The 21,643-nt window shown below is 49.8% G+C and carries 17 protein-coding genes; 3 read left to right on the forward strand and 14 right to left on the reverse strand.

Annotated features, from left to right (window positions below):
• Positions 1-8: 8 nt before the first annotated feature.
• From ACFRAM_RS19915 to ACFRAM_RS19940, 6 genes are all read right to left on the reverse strand, one after another.
• Positions 9-668 (reverse strand): response regulator transcription factor, encoded by a 660-nt coding sequence (locus ACFRAM_RS19915; protein WP_379467337.1) that lies wholly within the window; start codon positions 666-668, stop codon positions 9-11.
• The gene (locus tag ACFRAM_RS19920; protein WP_379467338.1) at positions 646-3,027 is read right to left on the reverse strand and encodes an ATP-binding protein; all 2,382 of its coding nucleotides are present in this window, start codon (positions 3,025-3,027) and stop codon (positions 646-648) included. The genes ACFRAM_RS19915 and ACFRAM_RS19920 overlap by 23 nt, the downstream gene beginning before the upstream one ends.
• Before the next feature lie 34 nt (positions 3,028-3,061).
• Complete coding sequence (comX, locus tag ACFRAM_RS19925; RefSeq protein WP_175373822.1) at positions 3,062-3,235, reverse strand: competence pheromone ComX; 174 nt, start codon at positions 3,233-3,235, stop codon at positions 3,062-3,064.
• Positions 3,236-3,361: 126 nt separating this feature from the next.
• Entirely contained in the window at positions 3,362-4,282 is a 921-nt protein-coding gene (locus ACFRAM_RS19930; protein ID WP_379467339.1) for a polyprenyl synthetase family protein, read from the reverse strand.
• A gap of 112 nt (positions 4,283-4,394) precedes the next feature.
• On the reverse strand, positions 4,395-5,516 hold the full coding sequence (locus ACFRAM_RS19935) for a hypothetical protein (RefSeq protein ID WP_379467340.1): 1,122 nt from the start codon (positions 5,514-5,516) through the stop codon (positions 4,395-4,397).
• Between the two features lie 348 nt (positions 5,517-5,864).
• A complete protein-coding gene (locus ACFRAM_RS19940; RefSeq protein WP_379467341.1) occupies positions 5,865-7,895 on the reverse strand; it encodes a beta-galactosidase in 2,031 nt (676 codons plus the stop codon).
• A gap of 118 nt (positions 7,896-8,013) precedes the next feature.
• Here ACFRAM_RS19940 and ACFRAM_RS19945 point away from each other — a divergent pair, with 118 nt between their 5' ends.
• Complete coding sequence (locus ACFRAM_RS19945; RefSeq protein WP_246317398.1) at positions 8,014-8,847, forward strand: AraC family transcriptional regulator; 834 nt, start codon at positions 8,014-8,016, stop codon at positions 8,845-8,847.
• 153 nt (positions 8,848-9,000) lie between these two features.
• Here the strand turns inward: ACFRAM_RS19945 and ACFRAM_RS19950 are convergent, their stop codons facing one another.
• The 6 genes from ACFRAM_RS19950 to ACFRAM_RS19975 all read right to left on the reverse strand — a co-directional run bounded on the left by ACFRAM_RS19950 (position 9,001) and on the right by ACFRAM_RS19975 (position 17,414).
• Positions 9,001-10,050: a DUF1835 domain-containing protein gene (locus ACFRAM_RS19950; RefSeq protein WP_379467342.1), complete on the reverse strand. Its 1,050-nt coding sequence runs from the start codon at positions 10,048-10,050 to the stop codon at positions 9,001-9,003.
• A 50-nt stretch (positions 10,051-10,100) separates the two neighbouring features.
• Positions 10,101-12,335, reverse strand: a complete 2,235-nt coding sequence (locus ACFRAM_RS19955; RefSeq protein WP_379467343.1) for a class I SAM-dependent methyltransferase — start codon at positions 12,333-12,335, stop codon at positions 10,101-10,103.
• 992 nt (positions 12,336-13,327) lie between these two features.
• Complete coding sequence (locus ACFRAM_RS19960) at positions 13,328-14,203, reverse strand: radical SAM/SPASM domain-containing protein (protein WP_379467344.1); 876 nt, start codon at positions 14,201-14,203, stop codon at positions 13,328-13,330.
• A 19-nt stretch (positions 14,204-14,222) separates the two neighbouring features.
• Complete coding sequence (locus ACFRAM_RS19965; RefSeq protein ID WP_379467345.1) at positions 14,223-15,209, reverse strand: Gfo/Idh/MocA family protein; 987 nt, start codon at positions 15,207-15,209, stop codon at positions 14,223-14,225.
• Positions 15,210-15,413: 204 nt separating this feature from the next.
• Positions 15,414-16,802 (reverse strand): threonine synthase, encoded by a 1,389-nt coding sequence (gene thrC, locus ACFRAM_RS19970; protein WP_379467346.1) that lies wholly within the window; start codon positions 16,800-16,802, stop codon positions 15,414-15,416.
• Positions 16,803-16,910: 108 nt separating this feature from the next.
• Positions 16,911-17,414, reverse strand: a complete 504-nt coding sequence (locus ACFRAM_RS19975; RefSeq protein WP_175369741.1) for a CYTH domain-containing protein — start codon at positions 17,412-17,414, stop codon at positions 16,911-16,913.
• A gap of 205 nt (positions 17,415-17,619) precedes the next feature.
• Between ACFRAM_RS19975 and ACFRAM_RS19980 the strand changes: the two genes are divergently transcribed.
• A complete protein-coding gene (locus ACFRAM_RS19980) occupies positions 17,620-18,378 on the forward strand; it encodes a 3'-5' exonuclease (RefSeq protein WP_379467347.1) in 759 nt (252 codons plus the stop codon).
• Positions 18,379-18,640: 262 nt separating this feature from the next.
• Complete coding sequence (locus tag ACFRAM_RS19985; protein ID WP_379467348.1) at positions 18,641-19,462, forward strand: MerR family transcriptional regulator; 822 nt, start codon at positions 18,641-18,643, stop codon at positions 19,460-19,462.
• A 450-nt stretch (positions 19,463-19,912) separates the two neighbouring features.
• On the opposite strand, the gene aroD is transcribed toward ACFRAM_RS19985, so the two are convergent.
• On the reverse strand, positions 19,913-20,677 hold the full coding sequence (gene aroD, locus ACFRAM_RS19990) for a type I 3-dehydroquinate dehydratase (protein WP_379467380.1): 765 nt from the start codon (positions 20,675-20,677) through the stop codon (positions 19,913-19,915).
• Between the two features lie 27 nt (positions 20,678-20,704).
• Positions 20,705-21,631, reverse strand: a complete 927-nt coding sequence (rbsK, locus tag ACFRAM_RS19995; RefSeq protein ID WP_379467416.1) for a ribokinase — start codon at positions 21,629-21,631, stop codon at positions 20,705-20,707.
• Between the last annotated feature and the right edge of the window lie 12 nt (positions 21,632-21,643).

Here is a 21,643-nt window from a genome sequence, read left to right on the forward strand (position 1 = left end):
AGTGCTCTCTATAAGAAATCCCCTGTATGTATCAGCCCCAGCCGCTTGGCTTCCATAATCGCCTCCGATCGCGATCGGACTCCCAGCTTCTCAAAGATACGCGTCAAATTATATTCCACCGTTCGCTGACTCATCAGCAGCCGTCCGGCAATCTCCTTGTTACTGCTGCCCCCGGCCACCTGCTGGAGAATTTCCTGCTCCCGTTCATTGATCGAGACCTCCTCCAGACGCCGGTCCTCCCGGGAGGTCGACAATCGGACTTCATTGCGCCGCAGCTGCCGCAGAAGAGGGATAGGAATTACCGCCTCACCTCTGAGGGAACAGCGGATAGCACTTAGTAGTTGTTCACGCGTTGCAGTCTTGCTGACCATGCCCGAAACACCGGCTTCCACCAACAGGTTAAAATGTGGGCTAAGCTCATAGCCGGTATAAATCAGAATACAATAGTCAGGATTGATCTGCAGCATCCGTTTGGTCAGTTCAAGACCGCTAATGACGGGAATGTTCAAGTCGAACAGCATAACATCAAACTGCTGCGTTTTTACCATTTCTAAAGCCTCAACGGAAGTGTAACAAACCGTGACTTGCATGTCAGGGTCCTGCTCAATCATATTTTTGGTTCCTTCGCAAACAGACGGATGATCGTCAACCAGCAAGATGGTGATCATCTGAATCTCCTCCCTCCCCATTTCTCGATGTCGGCACCAGTGGGAACATTAGGCGAACCTCAAATCCCTTGTTCAATTCAGAGAAAAAGCTAACCTCTCCGTCCAAGCTGCGAACCCGTTCCTTGATCCCCGATATTCCCATATGCCTGAAGGAATCCTGCAGTTTGGACAATTCCAATCCGCGTCCATTGTCCTTGTAATGAAAAAACACCTGCTCCCCCCTCTGCTCCAGCTCGATCTGGATATCGGTGGCTTGGGCATGCTTGCCTGCGTTGCGAAGAAGCTCCTGCACAATCCGGTAGACCGCAAGAATCTGTGAATCATTTAATTCGATCGACGTCATATTCGTCTGCAATGAGATCGAATAATTCGAACGAAGCCGTTCCTCTGCGAACAACTGCTCCAGAGCTTCAATCAATCCCATCTCGTTCAGTAGCGGTGGACGCAGCTCATTACAGGTCTGGCGAATCTGATGAATCACATCGAGTAGCCCTTCCTTGATCAACTCCAACTGCTTCCATAGTTCGTCCTTCATGGGATAATCAAGCATAAGTGCTTCCAGCTTACGGTACCAAATCAGCTGATCCTGAAGCGCGGCATCATGCAAATCAGCGGCCAGCCTTCTCCGCTCATTCTCCGAAAGGGTAAAGATCAGGCGCAGCACCCAGGACGGCACATCCTGCTGATCCTTCATTTGTGCCTCAAGATCCTCAATCAGACCTTCTATCAGATAAAGATTCTCGTAGACAATTCCACAGTAATGCGCAACCGTCTGCAGCCAGGTGCGCTCATCCAAATTGAGGCTCGTATGATTGTCTTTGTCATCGATCCACAGCAGCTCATGAGTCATACGGTAATGGCCGATGACAAGACCTACGCCTTGCGGCAACGCAATCAGTTCGCCCACAGCTGGATGCAGAGCCCGTTCCTGAAGACTACGAACAATTTCCGGCTTAAGCCGCTCCGTCCCCGTAAGCGAATGATATCCTGTCTCCTGGTCATAAGTAAGCTTCAGAAAGACCAGTTCCCTCACCGGAAGAATCGCCCGAATCTCACGTACCAGCACCTGTTCTAAATCGGAAATCTTCATGACCCGAGAGACCTGCTTGGAGAACCGTTCAATGCTGCCCTGAAAATTATAAGACTCCTTCAGAAAGCTGCGCCGCAAACGGAAATCTATGAATTCCTTGGCAAAGAGGAACACCGTCAGAATAAAATAGACCACCAGAAAGATCTGTACCCATTTCAGCCAGGTATACTGTGATTGCTTCAAAATTCCAACCATTAGCCCGATAATGAGCACCGCTGGAATAAATGAAATTGCCGTATAGTACAAAAAACGGTTCAGTACAAAATCAATATCAAAAAGACGCCGCGTCATAAACAGATAGAAATACACTACCGGTATAGCGAATAAAAACACGGCCGAAATCTCGGCTGGCACCACTGGAACTCCCCATAGCTCGGGTACGCTGTAAAATAGCAAGAACGGTAAAAAAGCAAGCACATGTCCAGTCAATGTAAACTTGAACAGGACCTGCAGCTCACCTGTACGGTGTTTGTAATATTTGGCGATCAGCTTGCAGACAATCCATACATTCGTGGAGCTGAAGAAGACCAGCAGTACCTTCGATTCCATTAAAAGCATAGAATAATCGGTTAAAGCACTTAGAGTGACAATGCTTCCCGCCACACAAGCCATGAAATATAGCACTCTTAGGCAAATAAGAGAGATAAAATCCTCCTTATAGCGTGCGAGATACTCCCTCATGAAATGAGCGAAGAAAACCGGCAGTAGGGAAAAGCTCCATCCCAAGGTAATTCTGCCTACCGGATCGACCAGACCGGAAGCCGTGGAGCTGAAATAACTCAGACCAGTGCTCAGAAAGAACAATATTAGGATATTTGCTGCCCGATCATGCTTTTGTCTGTAATATACCTGGAAAGAAAAGACGAGAAACAACAGCAAAGAGACACTTGGAAACACAAGGTGAAGGATCAGACTCCAATTGGATATCCTGCCTTCTACGATAAAGTGAAGCCTTGCGGCTTCCCCCTCATTTCCCTTGCGGATCACATCAAGCGTCTCTGCCCGTTCAATCACTTTATACTTCTGGACAAGCTCGTAATCAGCCGCTGCCTCTCCATTGATAGCGGTGAGAATATCCCCCTGCTGTAACTGGCCGTTGGCCCAACTATCCCCGTCAATCTCGGCCACCACAACTTGTCCAAGATCGCTTATGCGCACACTGACTCCAATCTTCTGCTGGTTCAGTACAACATTGCTCAAATAGAGTACCAACAGCAGCAATGGAAGCAAGAAAATTATTAATTTAAGTTTGGTGCGCAATCTGGGCAAGGGTACAAGCCTCCATCACAGCAGTTATTATTTCTTAGTACCAATAGCGGTTGGTGCGCATAACATTTCCTGGCTTTTCGTTCCGGATAATATCCATCAGTGCCTTGCGCTCCCATGACGTCATACCTGCCAGCTGAAGCTGTCCACTCTGGAACTGAACTTGGGCCTGTGGGTTCTTCACGATATTCTGAAACATCTCTTTCAACATATTAAATTCCTCCTAATAGGATAGTAGACTGCACTTTCTGAACCCAATATATCAGGTTTGACTCTATCCTCAAACGACAACCTGTCCCGTATTTCCCGCAAACCTCTTTGCGGTATATTGCCCGGGCTATTCCGCAGCAGCAATCAGCGCCTGTTTCCAGGGGGACTCCAGCCCCATGCTATCGAGAATCTCGCGAAAATGATAATAGGAGGACCGCTCCCGGAAGGAAGCGTACATGGATGTTCCGGTTCGTTCCACAATGACCGCAAACTCCTCACTTCGGTGCTGAATATCGCTGAGCTCCAGACGGCCCTCAAAGTAATCAGCCACCCAGCGCTCGTCCTCTTGGTTGATCGAGGAGAGCAGGAACAGGAGCGGAAGTGTTCTTTTACGCTGAAGAAAGTCACTTTTATGATCCCAGTTCAAAAGGTCCCGGAAATCATTCTTGATCTGCGCCGAAACGCCTATTTCCATTGCGTATTCCTCTACATGAGGGGAGACATCGCCCGTTGCCAGGATCACGCCGATCATGCAGGCACAAACCAAAAGTGCAGCCGATTTTTGCTTGACCATGGTGATGTACTCTTCCTCTGTGGAGATCGTGTTCAGCAGATCCAGCGTCTGGCCGTTGGTTGCTGTTATCACCTGTCGGCTCAGGTACATTGCGGCTTTATGAATATGTTCGGAGGGAAAACGGCAGCGTAGAAGCGTCTCATGGGAGAGCGTCAAGAAAGCGATCGCAAGATTTAACGCAATATTCTTCGGCAAATCATTCCATGGCATAGCCTTGTGGTCATCGTCCTGAATATCGTCAATAATATCGAGTGCCAGGATCATAAATTCCACTGCAGCGGCCGCACGATATATATCATCCCCAACGCCGCCGAACATCCGATAATGCAGCAGCGTCATTCTCCCACACATTAACGATTCCGTCGCCTTTACCTTTACGGAGGCTAGTGCTGCCTCGTACAGGTAGTCTTCGGCAAAACTGCGGAGTACTTGGGCTTCCATCTCTTCTGCCAGCTTCATAGCGCCATCTTCCACGATATTCCTCCTATATCGAACTATATAGATAGTATATAATCTCTATTTTATCTGATATAGTATTTTTATTCCATAGTTTTACTTATAAAGTAAAGTTACCTTCCTTAGAACTCTAGTGAACCATTCGCTCATTTGCTTCTCCATTCATAAGCATCGCGCTGAGCTCCAGATATGCTTCGCGCCAGTTCAAAGACAGACCTTGCTCCACGGTCTCCGCAACCAGTCCTGAAATCCGCTGCTTCCGGACAGGCGATACTTGAAGAAGCGACATTAGAGAATACAGGATGGAGTCGATCATCCGGTAGATGATAAAACCTCTGTCGTGGCAATGCTTCTGGAAATCCTCCAGTGAATGATAGATCAAGTGAAAGTCATTGAGTGCATCATACCTCTGGATGAAGTCACTGCCCTCCAGCAGCTTCTGAAATGTTATCTCCCCTTCCTCGAACGCCTGATTAAGAATCGTAAGCAGGCAATCTATGAAAATCTGTAAGCGACTAAAGATGAATTCCCGCTCATATTTCCCTTCGGCAAACCGCCGCAAACCCACTTGAATAAACTGCTGCTCTTCTTCAGTTCGGCTGAACAGGTTCTCCCAAATATTCCAATCCGCGCCGTTTTGCTTGCTAGACAGCTCCATCTGACCTTTGATATATTCCAGATTGGCGCGCAGCGACAAATATCCGTATCTCAATCCTCCCGCAGAGCGATTGACATTAATCAAAAATATTTTGGCGCATTCAATATTTTGCCGTTCAGCGGACAGAGCTGTCCATGTATCGAACAGGTCTACCAGCAGCTGGCTTTTGAGCAGCTCGATCTCATAATTCATCTTGAAGCTGCCAATAGCATTTTTGTGCTGAAACTCCTTCTCCTCCACGACAGTCACTTCGCCATCTATGCGTAGCGGAAGGTATTGTCCGGTGTAACCCTCCAACTGGGCCAGTTTGTGCAGGATGTTCTCGTAATCATCATATTCGGTCTGCGGTCTCGGCCGGCTGTAGCGCTCCGCCAGGCGACGAATAACAGATTCAAGCCCGTTGTCCGCTTCAGCGGCGGGAAAGCTTATTTTCATATGGAATCCGTGTGTCCAGCTCCTCTGAAAAATCACATTCATCAGCCTTCTGGCCTGAACAAACCGAATTACGCCCTGCAGCAAAAAAGTAATAGCCTCGTTATCGTATAAATAGCAGTTGATCGTACGCATCCCCGTACCGCCACCTTCTCTACTCATCAAACATACAACCCCCGTCGTTCTGTGATCTTTGTCCCAATAAACCGTACCCGCTTACCTTAACACAGCTGTAGCATGACCCTCACCGAATATGTGATGTAGGAAAACCGCATACTTTTTGCGGGGCTGAGAAGAACATGAAGGCATGTTATAAATTGGGGATGCCAGCAAACGATTCTCCGTGCAGTCAAATTGGCATGAAAAAATGGGCAGCATCCAATTTCTGGAGACTCCCCACTCTTCATTCCGATATCATCAGACCAAGCGTATCTACATTTTCCGCAAAAAAAGACGGCTGCCGGTATGCGATAATTCGCATCCGTGAAGCCGCCCTTGTATACATCTGTCTTACTTCTTGTCGGACAGGATCAGCACACCATGTGCTGGAATTGCCGCTGTACCGCTGACTTTGTTGCCTGTCAGCAAGTCCGTACGCTCTGTAGAACCAATGTCGGCGCTCAATTCGCCATTCGTATGGTTCAGCAGGAACAGATAGGATACGCCATTTTTCACCCGTTGTACGGATTCGATTCCCTCTGGTGCCTTCACCAGTGGAAGAATGTTCTGCTCCGCGCACAGGTTGCCAAGGAATCCGCGCAGGAACGCCGCATCCGGGCTGGTAGCCACATAATAAGCTTTACCTTCACCAAAGCTGTTGGCAGTCAATACCGGCATGCCTTGGTAGAAATCGGAACCATAGCGGGCCAGTACTTCTGCACCTTCAGCGTGAATCAGATCGCAGAGGAGGTTACATTTGTACGAACCGTTCAGCTCGCCCCAGCTCTTCTCCATCACAATCTCATTACTCATTTCAGGCAGCAGAGAGTCGATCTCTTCAGCCCAAATACCAAGCAGATTGCGCAGTTCACCCGGATATCCGCCCAAGGTAACAATGTCGTTCTCGTTGACGATTCCGCTGAAGTAGGTAGTCACGAACGTACCACCTGCTTTCACGAAAGCTTCGATCTTCTCTTTTACACCCGGTTTGAGCATGTACAACACCGGAGCAATGATCACTTTGTATTTGGAGAAATCTTCCTTGAGACCGATCATATCGGCTTCGATGTTCTCTTGGTACAGGGCGTCATAATACTTGTGAATTTCATTGACATAATCCAAGCCGACGGAAGGCCCACTGGACAATTCAACCGCCCAGCGGTTTTCCCAGTCGTACAGAATACCGACCTTAGCTTCGCCTCGCGCATCCAGCAGTTCATCGCCCAGTAGCTGAAGCTCTCTGCCCAGCTCTGCAGTCTCGCGGAAGACACGGGTGTGCTCATGACCTACGTGCTCAATTACTGCACCATGGTACTTCTCACATGCACCGACAGAACGGCGAAGCTGGAAGAACAGCACAGTGTCCGCGCCGTGAGCTACTGCTTGATAGCTCCACAGACGCATTACGCCCGGACGCTTCAAGGAGTTATACGGCTGCCAGTTCTGCTGGCTTGGTGTCTGCTCCATCAGCATGAACGGTTGTCCGCTCTTGAGTCCACGCATCAGATCATGCGACATGGCAGTAAAGCTAACTGGAGTATCCAATGCAGGATAGTTATCCCAAGAGATCACATCCAGATGCTCAGCCCATTCGAAGTAGTTCAGCCCTGGATAGAAGCCCATCAGGTTCGTAGTGATCTGTACATTCGGACAATGCTTTTTAATCGCATTGTATTCAAGCAAATAGCATTCCAGATGTGCGTCATTCATGAATCTGCGGAAATCAAGGGAAAGGCCCTGGAAGTTCGTATTATTGCCATCCCATTCTTCACTCAGCTCGCTCGGGAGAACAATCTCATCCCAGTCGTAGAATGTATGTCCCCAGAAACGAGTATTCCACACCTTGTTTACCACATCAAGGGAGCCGTAACGCTTCTTCAGCCATACACGGAAAGCAGCCGCAGATTGTTCTGAATAATCGTAGTTGCTAATCTCATTATTGATATGCCAAGCGACTAATGCTGGGTGATCTTTGTAGCGCTCTGCCAGCTTGCTTGCTAGACGTTCAGCAAATTTACGATAGATAGGGCTATTCATATTAGAATTATGGCGTCCGCCGAATTTACGCTTTCTACCCTTCACATCAACTTGAGTAACTTCAGGGTATTTGCGTGCCATCCAAGCCGGGTGCGCAGCCGTGGATGTTGCAAGACAGACATACGTACCACTCTTATATAGACGATCCATTTGGGCATCGAGGAAAGAGAAATCATACGTATCTTCATCGGGTTGAAGCATAGCCCAAGAGAATACATTTATCGTTGCAACATCAATGCCAGCCAGTTTGAACATACGCTCATCTTCGGCCCATGTCGGGGCGTCCCACTGCTCAGGGTTATAGTCTCCACCGTACCAAATCTTCGGCAATTTATCGTTGATCATGCTTGGCACATCCTTTATAGTATAATTATATATTTATTGTAAACGGTTAATCACTCCCTTTAAATATAAAATTTCTGACCATCAGTATAATAATATAGAACTAAAGGAGGTGGGTGCTTTGGCAGCAGCCACGCACCGCAGAATTGTATTCGCCCCCGAGGGGGGACAGCATTTGCCGGTCTCGCTGGACAGCATGGGCCACTACCCGGATCAGGAGAAAATCGTACGCCCCGATGGCTACCATACGTATCACTGGATTCAGACTTCGCAGGGTGAAGGGGTGATTCATTTTGACAATAAGACGATCGCCCTGACAGAAGGCAGTGGCGTCCTGCTTCTCCCTCATATTCCCCATAGCTACGAAGGGGTCACCGATAGCTGGCACACCTATTATTTGACGTTCAGCGGTAATTCTATCCGTCAAATCCTGGAGACACTCGGGATGGAGGATAACGCCTTTTACCGCTGGGAGAGTGAAGCTCCACTCTCGTACATGCTGGAAGAGATGCTGGACCGCCATGACGCAGGCGGTGACATGTTTGGCCTCGAGGCCTCCAGTGACGCGTACCGTTTTCTCTTAACTCTGAGCAAATACGGACAGCTTCATAACAACACTACCATTTCGCGCAATCTCGACAAGCTACAACCCTTGTTAAAATGGATGGACATCCACTATGGCAACCCGGATATCGGACTGCTGGAGCTGTCCACCCAACTTGGGGTGTCCGGTCGTTACCTGAACAGTCTGTTCCTCCAGACCTTCGGACTGTCACCCTATGCTTATTTTGTCCGGCTGCGCATGCGCAAGAGCAAGGAGATGCTCCTTAGTGAGCGCCAGTTGACCGTCAAAACCATCTCGCAGCGGGTCGGCTTCCGCGATGTCAGCCATTTCGTAGCGACCTTCCGTAAGCAGTCTGGCACGACACCGGACCAATTCCGCAAGCTGCACTGAGCCTCATTAGTGTGTGATATCAAGCCCTGCCGATCAGCCCCGCCGGGCCATCAAACTGGCGACCCGAGCAGTCGCAAAATGGTGACCCCTGGCATTTGCAAAAAATCCGGCCTCACTCTCGAGGCCGGATTTTTAATGCGGACTATCTTCTTCTTATACCCGGCGTCTTACACTGTAATATCGCATCGCTTTGGGTACGCCTTTGATCTCCAACTCACCACTGTAGATTAAGTGCCGTAGCCGATATTCAAAATATATATCACCAATGTATTGGTCAGATTGTCCGTAAGCTTCACCGATAACTCTTGCGGCTTTGATAAAATCCCCATTCCCTCTGGAACGATGTAACCCTTCTGTAGTCTTCAAAATATAATCATCGAAATAGGCTGCATCAACAGGGCGTATCTGTCCGTCTATCCAGATCCGTAGAACCTCAGTTTGTTGTGCCAAGCTTAACCACTCTTGTTCCAGATCCTGCCTGAGTTCCGTGCTTAAAGCAGGACTGGCCACAGCTTCTTCATAAACAGCTTGCAGTTTTTCAGCTGGAATTTCGCCAGAATGCATGTAGTCGATCCTATAATTCTCAGTGTTGTATCTTCGGCTGCAGAGCTCAGCCGGATTACAAACATAGACCCTGTTTGGTTTATCTCTAAGCAAATAAGCAGCAAAGCGCAACCCTATCTGCTCGTGGGCGTTGCTACTGCTCCAGATCATGACTTCAGCCTGATCCGGAATATTGGCAATTTCCCTCAGGCTTTCACGGCAATATTCACCAAACTCACTACCGTCCATACTATCACCCAGATTGAGATGGTCGCTGAACCATTGATACCTTCGTTCTTGCCCTGTTTCTTCATGAAGATGCGTGATTGGCCCAATAGACAGGAGATCAGGGATCGCAGTCACTACGTCCGTATTTACCAAACCCATTCCCTTAAAGGCCTGCTTCAAGCTCCCAGCCATGGATTCGCCGAATACGATGTGTACTCTCTTTGCATCACTGTCCGGCTCCCGAACTTGGATTTCCGGCTTAGGTGTCATCAGTTCGTCATACAGCTGCGTTAAATTGTCGTACAATTGCGCCTTGATTCCTTCGTCACTCTTCGCCAAATTTGCTTGTAATAGAATGTGCTTCAGTGCCAACTTGGCCTCTTTTAAAGACAATCCATCTACGGCCTTCCAGATCTCCGATACTTTATCCAACGCCTCAGCCTGCCCTTCACATGTACTTACATCCTGCATACTACACCAAATCATCCAGTTTTGCGGATAACGATAAAGCAAGTACTGTCCGGTAGCGCTACAACGGCTCCATTCTCATCCATGACGGTTACCCGGTCCTGCAATGCCTCGGTATAGCCTTCCTGCAAATAATGACGGAGCACCTCAATCGTGGCCTCCTCACCTAAAGTCCGCCCAATAAATTCGGCATAAGCTGATGGTGTGAAATAACCGAATTGCTCCTGCACCTCATGTACGTAAGCTTCTGCTCCCCAAGTATAGGTATACAGAAATTCCATAGCATCATTCACGGGCATATGTACCTCATGTTCATCCAATTGTTCATATTGGATCATGCGGCCCTGAAAATCTTTGGCGTACCGTTCCAGCCACTTCATTCCGTCTGCCTCCAGGAAACGCACCCGCCGTAAGTCAGTCACAGGTTCAGTCATAATACCATCACGGATAATGATGGCGCCGCCAGGGGACAACACATCGAAGGCGCTGCGAAGCGCAGCCGCAACTGTATCATGATTAAACTTGACACCATTCAGCGGTACATATGAATACAACTCATGTAAAATAGACGAGAAGATAACCGTATCTACTGATCCGGCTTCGACAAAATGCTTCAGGTTCAGCGCATCGCCCTGCAGTACCTCCCAGCGGCGCCCTTCCCGCTGCTTGCGCTGCTGGAGCGCCTCAATCACATTGCTGGAGATATCAATCCCCACCGGAGTTATCCCGGGCATGCGCTCTTCCAGCAAGTCCAGCAGCACACCACCGCCTGGACCGATATCCAGCACCTTGCTGCCAGTGATGTGTTCCAGAATCACAGCCTTGTAATCGGCCGTCCCGTTCATTTGGCTGAGATAGACATCCTCATTATGGAAACGATCAAAGGCATCCCGGCGCAGTTCAAACAGATCGAACAACATAAGTACAGCCCGCTCATAAAGCGCTGATTTTTCCGCCTCAATGCAAAATTCGATCAGCTTCTCTGCAGCAGGGGAGAAGTTGAATTCAAAGAAAACCGTATCCGGCAAATGAGCTTTGCGATACAGACAGTGGCTTAGATGGGGGTTTCCAAAAGCCGCAGTGCCACTCGCCAGTTCCTCCCACTTCAGACCGGTGAGGTATTTCTCAATAATCCGCTTCTTGTAGACATTAATCTTCTTGATGCCCTTATAGTCGTAATAGATGCTGTTCATCACGGGTTCAAAGCTGATATGATTCAAAGCCTCTATTTCTCCACTGCCCGCTGCCAGCAACATGATCTTCGCGAACTGCTCAAAGGAGAACGTCTGCAGGGCCGACTCGACATACCAGAAGGTGATACCCTTCAATAACTCCAGGCGGCTGGTGCAGAACGCTTCCTTTTCCAGACGAAGCCATTCTCCTTCAAAATCCTCTCCCCGGGCAATCGGACCAGAACGCATTCTGCGCAGTCTTTCCTGCATCGACCAATCCTCATACAACATTCCTGAACAAATCGTAGTAACTAGCTCCTGCACCTCCTGCCGCACATTCTCCCACAGATCCTTTGAAACAGCCCCGATAATACATTGGTTCAGTGTCAGCAGCAGACGCTCCAGCTCCTCCGGAGACAGCAGCCCTTCCTGCACAATGTCATAGAGTGGCAAGTTCGCGGATGACGGAACCTCACCACGAATCTGCTGGCCGATCAATCCGTGCGTTCCGATCAAGCGATGGACGAGGGTAAATCTGGCCGGGTAAATATCTATTGCACCGTTCAGTTCATCGGCCATCCTCCCCACTGAAGCAAGCGCACCCTCATTGTACGATTCATCTTCCGGTTCCGAGTCGTTGAAAGTTTTGTACTCAGACATATCCCTGGTGTGATCCTGTGGCACAGAGTCCATTTCATCACTCCATGTCTTACTGACCAGATGACGCCGGTATAGCTGCGCCGAGCCGACATTATGCACAAAGCAATTAATCCCTTCCTCCTGCCAGCGGTGGCGCTGACGTAGCGTGCCCCCTTTGGCTGTTTCTGACCAGACAAGAGTCTCTTCTACCAGGTCCTTGATCCAGTAGGATACGGCCAATCCATCCAACACTTTCAGGCTCCGCTCAACATACTGCAGCACCGGATTATGGTTCCGTAGCTCCTGCAGCGAATCCACCCGCTCCAGATTCACGATCTGTTCCTCTGCTTCGGCAATATACTTCAGCCAGACGATATCCTTCAAGCTGTCCAGCTTGCCTTGGCGATACAACTCAATAGCTTCCAGCGATTTCAGCATAAGTGCCTCCCTCATCCCTACATAATGGGGCTATTTTATCACACCTTCTTGGGGCACCCAAACCCTCCTCTATACCATCAACACCTTTCCTGTCTCTTTAAACATACTCGCTTCTTTTGCATCATTTCTTGCTCATCTTCGGCATCATTTCTTCCTTAACATCATTACTTCTTTGAACTTCATTTCTTATTAGTTTTCCAAATCGTTCTTCCATCCCTCCCAAACCCTCCCTTCCTAAGGGAGGACCCCAAAGGGTCGCACCCTCTGGACACCCGCTAAGAGCAACTGACGTAAGCGATAGGGTTGAGGAGTCTTGAACGGTAGAAGTATGAGCGCTTTCGTCCCTATCGGGACACGCTTATTGTCAGCGGGGCTTAGGTACTGATGACATGAGATAAATATGTTAAGTGTGAGTGGGTTGGTGGGTTGGTGGGTTGGTGGGTTGGTGGGTTGGTGGGTTGGTGGGTGAGTGAGTGAGTGAGAGGGTGAGAGGGTGAGCTAGTTGGGTTGGGTTCGCTGATATCTGAAGAATAAGAGCAAATTTGTATCTTAATTTCACGAAAAACTGGACTTATGAGTGATTAGCGGCAAAAATGTATGTTAATTTACTCGATTATCCTCAAAATGGATTAATACACAAAATTAAGGTCATAAATTGCTCTTAATTTCCCCAAAAACACTATATGCCTGAAATTAACGTACAAAATTGCTCTTATTTGCAATCTTTAGCTCTCTGGGCGCGTTAACACAATACGACACGCCTCCTCTCCAGCCTCACACTTGAAAATCAGAGCGGAATATCCCATGTTACTTTACACTATGGTTAACCAAACGCAACACATTAGGCTGCTGACCATTACCGGCAGCAAAATACAAACCAAAAAGCAACAAACCAAAAAGCAGCAAACCAAATAAATCCCAAAACAAAAAGCAGCAAGCCCCCTCCTCCCAAGGGGGCTTGCTGCCTCTCCAATGCCCGGTATCCCGGGCATTCAGGTGCCGAAGCGCTGGCGGTAGCCGCACTTTCGGCATAGTTCCTCCACGGCTTCCCTGCGGGAGAAGCCGTAGAACAGATTGTTGGCGCGCTCACCTTCAACAATCTCAGAGAATGGAGTCTCGTGCAGATTGCCGAGATTGATCACCCCTTCACCGTCGAGACAGCATGGAACGACGGTGCCATCCACCAGCACAGCGGCCTGAGACCGCAGCGCATGGCAGAAGCCCTTGCCGTCATCCTCCGGCTCGTGGAGGGCGGGCCACCTGAACTCGTGATCCTGGTTCAGGTAGATGCGCGGCGCGATTTTAACGCCGCTACCGGGCATGACCTTCTCTTCGATTTTGAAATCGAGATCGAAGGCCTCCTCAAGCAGTGCCAGTGTCTCCCGGTTACGCTCACGCGCAAGATTAGTCATATTATCCTCGGTCAGATTCCACAACCGGAAGGAGATCAGTACCCCCTGCTCAGCTGCCTGCTTGGCAAATGCGATAATTTCCGACACATAGCCCTCGCGGTTCTCCGAGCCTTCATGCCCGTCGAAGCTGTGTAGCGAGAAGTTCATCTGCCGCAGCGCAGGTTTGCCCAGGATTTTCGGCCCGGCTTTATGAATCAGCGTTCCGTTAGTCGTAATGTTAACCTTGAATCCTTTGGTATCCGCGATGTCCAACAGCTCGGCGACACGCGGGTGCAGCAGCGGCTCGCCTTTGACATGCAGATAAATATGATTAGTATGCGGCTTGATCTCGTCGAGAATCTTCGTGAACGTGTCCGGCTTCATGAAATTCTTCGTCCGGGCCGTTGGCGGACAAAAGCTGCAGGCGAGGTTGCAGACACTTGTGATCTCAATATATACCTTCTTAAATGTCTTCAAGCCTGGCCCTCCATTTCATTCATAGATCTGAGGCATACCGGAGTCCGATCTGTGCTCTGGCTTCCTCCATAATTTCAGCCACAGCCAGCGAATTGGCATGACTGTTGATAGTGCTCTCCCGCTCACCATTCTTGAGCAGTTGGATGAACTCCTCCACTTCATAATACATGGACTCAAACACCTGCGGCTGGGTCAATTCCTCTACCGTTCCGTCGCGGTAATGGACTTTCACCTGATAAGGCTGGTTTATTTTATCAATAACCATTGTACCATTCTCACCCTGAATTTCAGCGGGGAGATAGGAATCTGCAATTTTCGAGTGCATTACGACAGCATCCATATCATCATAACGCATAACGATACTTCCTTCTCCATCCACACCTGAAGACAGCAGTACACCCACCGCCTGTACAGACTCCGGCTTGCCGAACAACGCTACCATCGGATACAAACAATAAATGCCCAGATCCATAAGAGATCCATTGGAATAGATAGGATTGAATGCGTTCAATACCGTCCCTTGACGGAAAGCGTCATATCTCGACGAGTATTGACAATAGCTTGCAAAATAACGGCGAATACGCCCGAGTTTATACAAATTATCCTTAACAATTTTAAAGTTCGGCATAAAGGTCGATTTCATCGCCTCCATGAACAGCACGTTGTTAGTGCGCGCTGCTTCGATAATTGCCCGAAGCTCTGCACTGTTGGAAGCAGCCGGCTTCTCACACAGAACGTGCTTACCGTGATTGAGACAGATGACCGCCTGCTCCGCATGCATGGAATTGGGACTAGCAATGTACACCGCATCCACTTCTTTACTGGAGACCATGTCCTCTAAATCGGTATAAATCGTGGCTCCCGCATATTTGGCGGCGAATGCCTGGCCTTTCTCCTGCGTACGAGAATACACCGCTGTCAGAAGAAATTCCTCATTCTCCAAGCCGGCCTGAACAAAGCGGTCTGTAATCCAGTTGGTCCCTATGACCCCAAATCGAATTGTCATGATGTGATCCCGTCCTTTTTTATTCTACTGACTCTATATGCTATTTTCTCACTCCATGATAGGTCTGTCTACTTTTACGGACATTTTTCCGACAAATTTTACGCTTATTTGACCTTCAATTCACACAGTACGTGCCGCCGCACGAAAGAATGGACTCCGCATCTACTGATACGAAGCCCATTCTGATTTTTACTCTAATCCATTTTATTCGTAAAAGGCCTGAAGCTCACGGATAATAACTTCCTTGTCATGCTCTACCACTGTTTGATGCTGTGGCATTTCGAAAAGCGCAGCGATAGGTGCCGGGAACTCCTGCTTGATGTCGATCAGTTGAATCGCTTCATCGAACTTCGCCGGATGCGCCGTCGCAAAAGTAATGGTAGTCTCTCCAGTCCCGCTAAACGCCTCAAATGCCGCAATACCACAAGCCGTGTGCGGATCGAGCAGATAATCATACTCCTGCTTGTATTTGCCAATCGTATCAAGACACTGCTGATTCTTCGCACCAAGCGCATCAAAGTCGGATTGCACCTGAGCCAAAAGCTCACCGTCTACCGTGATTTTGCCTTCACTTTGCAGCTTGGACATATAACCGGACAGTTTCTCTGCATCCTCACCTAACAGATAATACAGATAGCGCTCGAAATTGCTCGCCACTTGAATATCCATGGAAGGGCTGTAGGTGCTCTTGAAGTTCCCCGGTTTGTACTCCCCGGTATTCACAAAACGCTCCAGAATGTTATTCTCATTCGTTGCGATAATTAACTTGTTGATCGGCAAGCCCATTTGCTTCGCCAGGTACCCGGAGAAAATATTCCCGAAGTTGCCGGACGGCACGCTGATATTGATCTTCTTCTCGGCACTGCCTTCCACTTGCAGATAAGCATAGAAGTAATATACGGTCTGTGCCAGGATGCGCACAAAGTTAATGGAGTTGATTGCCCGCAGGTGATAACGGCCCTTGAAGTCCAGATCAGCGAACAGATCCTTGATGACTTTCTGGCAATCGTCGAAGTTGCCATGTACGGACAAATTCAGCACATTGCTGTCATCCACCGTCGTCATTTGCAGCTCTTGAACCTTGCTTACTTTGCCGTGCGGGTGCAGGATGCAAATCTTGATGCCTTCCTTGCCACGTACGCCTTGGATCGCCGCCGCACCGGTATCGCCCGAAGTGGCTCCAAGAATATGGATAATCTCGCCGCGTTTGCGGGAGATATAGGAATACAGCTCACCCATGAATTGCAGTGCAACATCCTTGAACGCAAAGGTAGGACCGTGGAACAGCTCCAGCACATACAGGGAATCATTCACCTGATGCAGCGGAGTTACCTCCGGCGAACGGAAAGTAGAATAGCTGGTGGCTACCAGTTCTTTTAAATCCTCATATGGGATCTCGTCGTTCGTGTAAAGGGAAAAAATTTTCAGGAACAGCTCCTGATAGCTGAGGCTTCTCCATTCCTCCAGCGTAGCCGCGGATACGGCCGGAATCTGCTCGGGAACCATAAGTCCTCCGTCGTCCGCAAGTCCCATCAAGACTGTATCAATAAAGCCCTTAGGCTCCACATGGCCTCTTGTGCTTATATACTTCATGTTCATCCTCCTGAACCCCTGTTTATTTACCCTATATAGTAACACGTTTACGCGCTAAAGTCCGTTATTTTTGTATTGTAATTGTTGAAAATAGACTTAGCATCACCTTTAGCGGAATGCCTTGTTCTGAAGTTCCTTCCAGACCGTCTTGTTGCTGTACTGCCGCTCGGTACTAACATCCTTGCCGAACCAGTCTGGCGCCTGAAAGCTTTCTGCTTCCTCAAGGGAATCAAATTCAACCTCCAGCACCGCCAGCTCCAGCTGGGTGTACACATCAATCTCTACCGTAACCCCGTTCCAGAGGGCGGTAATACGCTCCTTAACCAGCGGGATCGCCCGTACAGCTTCAACCATCTGAGTGTACAAACCTTCTGAAATGCGGTATTCAATCTCTTCACGCTGAATGCCTTTACCATCCTTGAACGTATGGGTGTAAAACACCTCTCCCGTGTCCAAATCCGAAATCTTGCGCACTCGCAGCTCCTGACCTCCGTCAATCGCCAGATATGTCTGGTCGATGCTATGCCGGGTCACAATCTTCAGTTCTCCTTGCTCAATTCGTTGCTCCGGGTATTCCGGTAGCAGAAACTTACGTTCAATCTCCTGGCCCATGGTGTCTCTCTCCTTCTTGTCTTTAGCTACTTCTATATTATTAATCATCATAGGGGCGGGGCATACGCAAGTCAATCCGCAGAAGTGCATCAATAAAAATACCTGCATGGTTCAGCAGATTTCCCGTTGCCCCTCTTTTTTTGTTAGAATAGAAGGGTCGGCGCGTAGATTACAGCGTCAGTCAAGGAAACGGAGGCAAGTACCTGTGGATTATATTATTCTGGACATCGAATTCAACGGCCGCAAGTTTGCAAGCGAGCATCCTATGGAGGTCATTGAGATTGGAGCTGTCCGGCTAGACTCTTCATTGCAGTATAAGGATGAATTCTCATCCCTGATTAAACCTATATATTTCTCCACCCTTAACTCTTTCATCAAGAAAAAAACAGGCATTCCTCAAGAGGATATTGACGTTGCAGCCCGTTTCCCCAAGGTCATCACCGCGTTCAGGGAGTGGCTTGACCAAAGCACGGACGGCGTACTGCTGCTCACCTGGGGCGGCGAGGATATGAAGCGGATCATTCAGGATATCCGTATGCACAAAATGGACGATGCCTACTGGATGGCCGCCACCTATTTTGATCTTCTGAAAGGCGTGCTCCGCGCCCGCGGCTTAAGCAATGACATCAGCGTCGAGGGCGCAATGGCACTCCTGGAGCTGGAGGCTACCGGATCTGCACACCGGGCGCTGGATGATGCCCGGATGACGTCGGAGATTTTCAGTGCTATATTCAGCGAATTGGACTTGGAACGGGCACAGCATTACGTAGACACCTTCTCCAACGCAAGGGAGCGCAAGACCGTCAAGATTGCCATCAAGGCAATGACCTCACAAAAGGTCGTCCCGACCTGGGAGCTGGTGGAGGAGCATTACTTCTCCGACAAGAATACTCTTGCCGATCCCCGCAAGCTGGCGGAGCTGAAGGCGTTTTTCGAAGCACAAGTGGGGAACGCTAAGAAGTAGTTCCTTCTCGTATTCTATTTTTCCGGTCTTTTGATTAAACAACCAACAATAAGAACAGCGGCAGTTTCCTTACAGTGATTCCATTCGGTGATCCTGCGGGATAACGCCGCTGTTTTGCATTCTCCCTCATTATTCAGGCTATGAATGATTCATGCCATCAATCATCTCCTCATTCGTAAATTTCCTTGCAAAAAACCATTTGACATTGCCGTTACGTAAAGGTGTACATTGATTTTAAGCTTAAGCTGACGAAATACAAAGGGTGTTCGAAGCGGCCGCTGGACAGCCAAATGAGCAGCGTTTTGGAGGGATTACTACGGAATACACAGTGCAAAAGCTAGGGACACTCGCCGGAATCAGTACAAGAACGTTGCGGTATTACGATGAGTTCGGAATTCTGAAGCCGGCCAGAATCAATTCTTCCGGATACCGCATATATGGTCAGGCCGAGGTGGACCGGCTGCAGCAGATTCTTTTTTACCGGGAGCTCGGCCTAAGCCTTGACCGGATTAAAGAGCTGGTGACAGCACCGTCCTTCGACGGGGCCAGAGCACTGCAGGAACACCGCGACAAGCTACTGCAAAAAAGAGAACAGCTGGATCTGTTAATCGAAAGTGTCGAGAAGACTCTGGCGCAAACGGAGGGGAGAATAATGATGAGTAATGAGGAAAAATTCGCAGGCTTTAAACAAAAGCTGATTGAGGACAACGAGCAGACCTACGGGCAGGAAGCGCGTGCGAAATATGGTGATGAGGCCATTGACCGTTCCAACCGGAAACTGAAAGGTATGAGCGAAGAACAATACGCTGCCATTCAGCAGCTGGAAAAAGAAATGTTTGAGGTATTGGAAGAGGCTATGGAGCAGGGTGACCCAGCCAGTGCATCCGCTCAGAAAGCAGCCGATCTCCACCGCCAGTGGCTCTACTTCTACTGGGACACCTACTCGAAGGAAGCCCATGCCGGAGTGGCACAAATGTATGTGGATGATGAACGCTTCACAGCCTACTATGACAAGCACCAGCCTGGTTTGGCCTCCTTCCTGCGGGATGCCGTGCACATCTACACAGGCACAGAGCAAGCGTAATCATAGATTTCGCACTGAACACCAAGAGCGGCACCGGGATATCCCGGTGCCGTTCTTTTTGCTGCTTAGCCTGCGTCTCTCTGTTATCGTCTGGGCCTACCAGCCTTTGTATACAAAGCAAAGCCTGCATATCCCAACTTATCAGAGCCCGTTCCTAGATACGGGTGGCTCCTCATGCATCCTTACGGAGACAACCACCAGAAACTCCGATGCAGCAGATTCGGCGTTTGGCGCAGCTCCACTGGCCTGTAATCTACGCCCCGGGTTAGCTAGGCAGGTACGTGGTGGGCGAAACTCTCAACTTCATAAGACCATACCCACATGCGAGCGGGACTCCATACACTCTGGCACTTCATCACCCAGCAACACTCTAAGTATCGCGAATAAGCTGCGATGCAACCTAATATGGGCGTCTTATTAAGAACTTAGGCAGGAACATCCATTTACCGCCTACAAGCTCCGATGCAGCAGGTTCAACGTATCGCGCAGCTCCGCCACCGCGATCTGCCCCGGAGCCGATGGCTTGCGGGCCGCACCGAAGGTTACGGCGGAGCCGAACACTTCGCCCGCCAGACGGCTAATCACGCCTGCCCCAGCCATCGACATCGTAATGATAGGCCGGTCAGCGTACTCCGACTTCATCTCGTGGGTAGCTTCCAGCAGAGTCAACACATCGGCTGGCGATTGCGGCATCACCGCAATCTTAGGCAGATCTCCTCCGAGCGCCTGAGCTTTACGAAGGCGGGAGATGATCTCCGATTTTGGCGGTGTGGCGTGAAAATCATGATTAGAGAGGATCACAAACACTCCATGGGCGTGTGCTGCTTCTACAAGCGCCCTTACGTCATCCTCCTCGTTAAATAACTCGACATCAATGATGTCGGCTAGTCCACTTGCTGCAACTGCCTTGTTAAGGTTCACATACGCTTCCCGGCTGATCTCTTTCTCGCCGCCTTCCCGCTTACTACGGAAGGTGAAGATCAGCGGCAGCTCAGGGATAACCGATCGGATGGCCTGCAGCGCTTCCTGAACGGCTGCGATATCCTCGACCCCCTCATAAAAATCCACACGCCACTCCGCCAGATCCGGGGCCAGCAGCTTTAGCGCCTCAGCCTCCTGCTTTAGCTCGTCCACCGTCACTCCGACAAGCGGAACACAAATCTTGGGTACACCTTCGCCGATGGCTACATTTTTCACTGTCAGTATGCTACTCATTTTGTTCAGCTCCTTGTGTATCCAAATCTATTCCTGCTCCCCGGCTCCAGAGGCCGCCTGCAGAAACTTCTCTACCTCGGCCAGCCTCGGCAGAGAAGGTATCGCCCCTGGCTTGCCTACAGCCAGGGCGCCTACCGCATTGGCGAAGCTTACCGCTTCAGCCAATGCCGCCCCACGGGTCACTTGCAGCGCCAGTGCCCCGTTGAAAGAATCGCCGGCGGCCACGGTGTCCACCGCCTGCACCGGGAATCCGGGAACATGCTCTGTTCCCGCTTCATTGACAATGAGTGCCCCTTTGGAACCAAGGGTCACGATGACGTTCTGCACGCCCTTCGCCAGCAGCAGGCGGGCGGCTTCACCCGCGGTGTCCACACTGTCCACCGCAACTCCGGACAAGACGCCCGCCTCTGTCTCATTGGGCGTCAGGTAGGTCACATGGCTGAGCAGTTCATCGCTCAGCGCCTGTGCCGGGGCGGGATTCAGGATCACCGGAATCCCGTGAGCATGGGCAATGGCCGCGGCGCGCTCGCTCATGGCCATATCCATCTCAAGCTGCAGGACGACGATCTCCGCTTGGCGGATTACATCCCCCAGCGCTTCAATGTCTGCTGCAGTAAGTTCAATATTCGCACCGGGAACGACGATAATCCGGTTCTCACCATCTTCCTCCAGCACGATGGAGGCGACTCCTGTCGCTTCCCCCTTACTGACGGAGATATGCTCTATATTCACTTGCTCCTGTCTCATAATCTCCCGCATTTCGTTGCCGAAGCCATCCTGGCCGACCCGGCCAATCATGGTCACCTTTCCGCCCAGGCGAGCTGCGGCAGCAGCCTGATTGGCCCCTTTTCCGCCAGGGGACAGACTGAAGCTTTGTCCGAACAACGTCTCTCCGGGTCCCGGAGCACGTCCTGTACGAACAACCATATCCATATTCAAACTTCCAATTACCACGATACCCAAGCT

Source organism: Paenibacillus sp. NPDC056722 (assembly GCF_042790635.1).
GTDB classification, from domain to species: Bacteria; Bacillota; Bacilli; order Paenibacillales; family Paenibacillaceae; genus Paenibacillus_AQ; species Paenibacillus_AQ agri.

Bases quoted from the DNA above. Each gene is read 5' to 3' on its own strand.
- comX (WP_175373822.1), bottom strand. From the start codon at position 3,235: ATGTTGAAAGAGATGTTTCAGAATATCGTGAAGAACCCACAGGCCCAA.
- ACFRAM_RS19965 (WP_379467345.1), bottom strand. From the start codon at position 15,209: ATGACAATTCGATTTGGGGTCATAGGGACCAACTGGATTACAGACCGC.
- ACFRAM_RS19915 (WP_379467337.1), bottom strand. From the start codon at position 668: ATGATCACCATCTTGCTGGTTGACGATCATCCGTCTGTTTGCGAAGGA.
- ACFRAM_RS19940 (WP_379467341.1), bottom strand. From the start codon at position 7,895: ATGATCAACGATAAATTGCCGAAGATTTGGTACGGTGGAGACTATAAC.
- thrC (WP_379467346.1), bottom strand. From the start codon at position 16,802: ATGAAGTATATAAGCACAAGAGGCCATGTGGAGCCTAAGGGCTTTATT.
- ACFRAM_RS19975 (WP_175369741.1), bottom strand. From the start codon at position 17,414: ATGGGCCAGGAGATTGAACGTAAGTTTCTGCTACCGGAATACCCGGAG.
- aroD (WP_379467380.1), bottom strand. From the start codon at position 20,677: ATGAGTAGCATACTGACAGTGAAAAATGTAGCCATCGGCGAAGGTGTA.
- ACFRAM_RS19935 (WP_379467340.1), bottom strand. From the start codon at position 5,516: ATGAGTAGAGAAGGTGGCGGTACGGGGATGCGTACGATCAACTGCTAT.
- ACFRAM_RS19955 (WP_379467343.1), bottom strand. From the start codon at position 12,335: ATGCTGAAATCGCTGGAAGCTATTGAGTTGTATCGCCAAGGCAAGCTG.